Source organism: Komagataeibacter kakiaceti JCM 25156 (genome assembly GCF_000613305.1).
The window spans coordinates 1-2,999 of the sequence record NZ_BAIO01000288.1 but is presented as its reverse complement, the minus strand read 5'-3'; the positions used below and the strand labels follow the sequence as shown (position 1 = coordinate 2,999).

The window sequence follows — 2,999 nt, the reverse complement described above, 5'->3', positions numbered from 1 at the left end:
TTCCGCGTGCGCGGCCACCTGGAGGCCCGGCTGGACCCGCTGGGCCTTCAGGTGCCCAAGCCCCATGCCGATCTGGACCCGGCCACCTATGGCTTCGGCCCGAAGGACATGGATCGTCCGATCTATCTCGGCCATATCGTTGCCCGCCTGATCGGGTCCGACACCGGCACGATCAATCAGGTGCTCGACGCGCTGCGCGCGGTCTATTGCGGCCCGATCGGCGCCGAATTCATGCATATCCAGGACCCCGAACAGCGCATGTGGGTGCAGGCGCGGCTGGAAGGCGACAACTGGCGCAAGGGCGCCAGCGCGCAGGAAAAGAAGGTCATCCTCCAGCACCTGACCGAGGCGGAAGGCTTCGAATCCTTCTGCCAGAAGCGCTATGTCGGCACCAAGCGCTTCGGGCTGGAAGGCGAGGACGTGACCATTCCCGCGCTGCATGCGATCATCGACCAGGCGGCGCTGGGTGGCGTGCGCTCGGTCGCCATCGGCATGCCGCATCGTGGCCGCCTGAACACGCTCGTCAACATCGTGCGCAAGCCCTATACCGCCATCTTCAGCGAATTCGCCGGTGTGTCCTTCAAGCCTGATGACGTGCAGGGCTCGGGCGATGTGAAATACCATCTGGGCACCTCCACCGATGTCGAGATCGGGGGCACCCCCGTCCATATCTCGCTCCAGCCCAACCCGTCGCATCTGGAAGCGGTCGATCCGGTCGTGATCGGCAAGGTCCGCGCCACGCAGGATGACGATGACCACACCCAGCGCGGCCGCCACATGGGGCTGCTCCTGCATGGTGACGCGGCCTTTGCCGGGCAGGGCATCGTGTACGAAACCCTGGCGATGTCGCAGCTGATCGGCTACCGCACCGGCGGCACGGTCCATGTCGTGGTCAATAACCAGATCGGGTTCACCACGGTATCCGTCCATTCCTTCTCCGGGCTGTACTGCACGGACGTGGCCAAGGCGGTGCAGGCCCCGATCCTGCACGTCAATGGCGACGAGCCGGAAGTGGTGATCTACTGTGCCCGCCTCGCCGCCGAATTCCGCCAGAAATTCGCGGCCGATGTCGTGCTGGACATCGTGGGCTACCGCCGCCATGGGCATAACGAGTCCGATGAGCCGTCGTTCACCCAGCCCATCATGTACAAGGCGATCGCGGCGCGCCCGACCGTGCGCAAGCTGTATTCCGACCGTCTGGTGCGCGAAGGCGTCGTGACCGAGGATCAGGTCACGGCGGAATGGGACGCCTTCCACAACAAGCTGGAAGCCGCCTATCAGGCCGCCCAGGGCTACAAGCCGAACAAGGCGGACTGGCTGGAAGGCGCGTGGAAGGGCCTCAAGCCCCCGCCGGTCGACACCACCCGCCCCGCGCCGGAAACCGGCGTGTCCATCGAACGCCTCAAGGCGGTGGGTGCGGCGCTGGCGCATGTGCCAGCGGATTTCAACGTCAACCCCAAGATCGCCCGCCAGCTCAAGGCCAAGGCCAGGATGTTCGAAACGGGCGAGGGGATCGACTGGGCGACGGGTGAGGCGCTGGGCTTCGGCACGCTGCTGCAGGACCGGCACAAGGTCCGCCTGTCGGGCGAGGACTGCCAGCGCGGCACGTTCAGCCAGCGCCACGCGGTGCTGATCGATCAGGTGAACCAGAACACCTATATGCCGCTGAACAACATTTCCAAGGATCAGGCGGCGATCGAGATCTACAACTCGCTGCTGTCCGAATTCGGCGTGCTCGGGTTCGAATACGGCTACTCGCTGGCCGATCCGAACGCGCTGGTGCTGTGGGAAGCACAGTTCGGGGATTTCGCCAACGGCGCGCAGGTCATCATCGACCAGTTCATCGCATCGGGCGAGACCAAGTGGCTGCGCATGTCCGGCCTCGTCATGCTGCTGCCGCATGGCTACGAGGGGCAGGGACCGGAGCATTCCTCCGCCCGTCTCGAGCGCTACCTCCAGCTCTGCGCCGAGAACAACATGCGCGTGTGCAACCTGACCACGCCCGCGAACTACTACCATGCCCTCCGCCGCCAGCTTTTCCTTGATTACCGCAAGCCGCTGATCATCATGACGCCGAAGTCCCTGCTGCGTCACAAGCTGGCGGTTTCGGAACTGAAGGATTTCGGTCCGGGCACCCGCTTCCTGCCGGTGATCGGGGAAATCGACCAGATCGCGGCCCCGGCGAAGGTGGATCGCGTGGTGATCTGTTCGGGCAAGGTCTATTACGACCTGCTGGCCGAGCGCCGGGAACGCAAGCTGGACAACGTCGCCATCGTGCGGCTTGAGCAGTTCTACCCCTTCCCCGACAAGCTGCTGGGCGCGGAACTGGCGCGCTATCCGGGGGCCAAGGTGATCTGGTGCCAGGAAGAGCCCGAAAACATGGGCGGCTGGAACTTTGTCGATCGCCTGATCGAAGGCGTGCTGGCCGATGTCGGCCACAAGAGCACGCGGCCGACCTATGTCGGGCGCGTCGCGGCGGCCAGCCCGGCCACGGGTCTTGCCAAGGTTCATGTTGCCGAACAGACCGCGCTGGTGAACAAGGCGCTGGGTGTCGGGGCCTGAGGGAACAGGCCGGTATAATGGTTAAGGGGGCGGCGGTAAGGCCGTCTCCATGAATAATGATAAGGCCCATCCGGCGTGGCATGCCGCGCCGGACGGGCAAGGGATTGGGAAACAGGAAATGTCCGCCGAGATCAAGGTACCGACACTGGGTGAAAGTGTTACGACAGCAACCGTTGCAAAATGGCTGAAGCAGCCCGGCGATGCCGTGAGCGAGGACGATCCGGTCGTCGAACTGGAAACCGACAAGGTCAGCGTGGAGGTTCCGGCCCCGCAGGCGGGCGTGCTCGGTCCGATTCTGGTGCCCGAAGGCACGGAAGTGGAAGTTGGTACCCTGCTGTCCACCGTCGAGGCCGGTAGCGGCGCGGCCCCCAAGGCCGCAGCCCCGGCCCCGAAAAAGGAAGCGACGGCCCCGGCTGGCGTGCAGGCCCAGCCCGTGG

At 64.9% G+C, this 2,999-nt stretch carries 2 protein-coding genes; both read left to right on the top strand.

The annotated features are described in order from the left end of the window. Positions 1-2,562 (top strand): 2-oxoglutarate dehydrogenase E1 component (locus tag JCM25156_RS12445; protein WP_025813328.1); only part of this gene is annotated, 2,562 nt, incomplete at its 5' end. Positions 2,563-2,680: 118 nt separating this feature from the next. Continuing rightward, a partial coding sequence (locus JCM25156_RS24125) for a biotin/lipoyl-containing protein (protein WP_305068624.1) occupies positions 2,681-2,999 on the top strand: 319 nt, incomplete at its 3' end.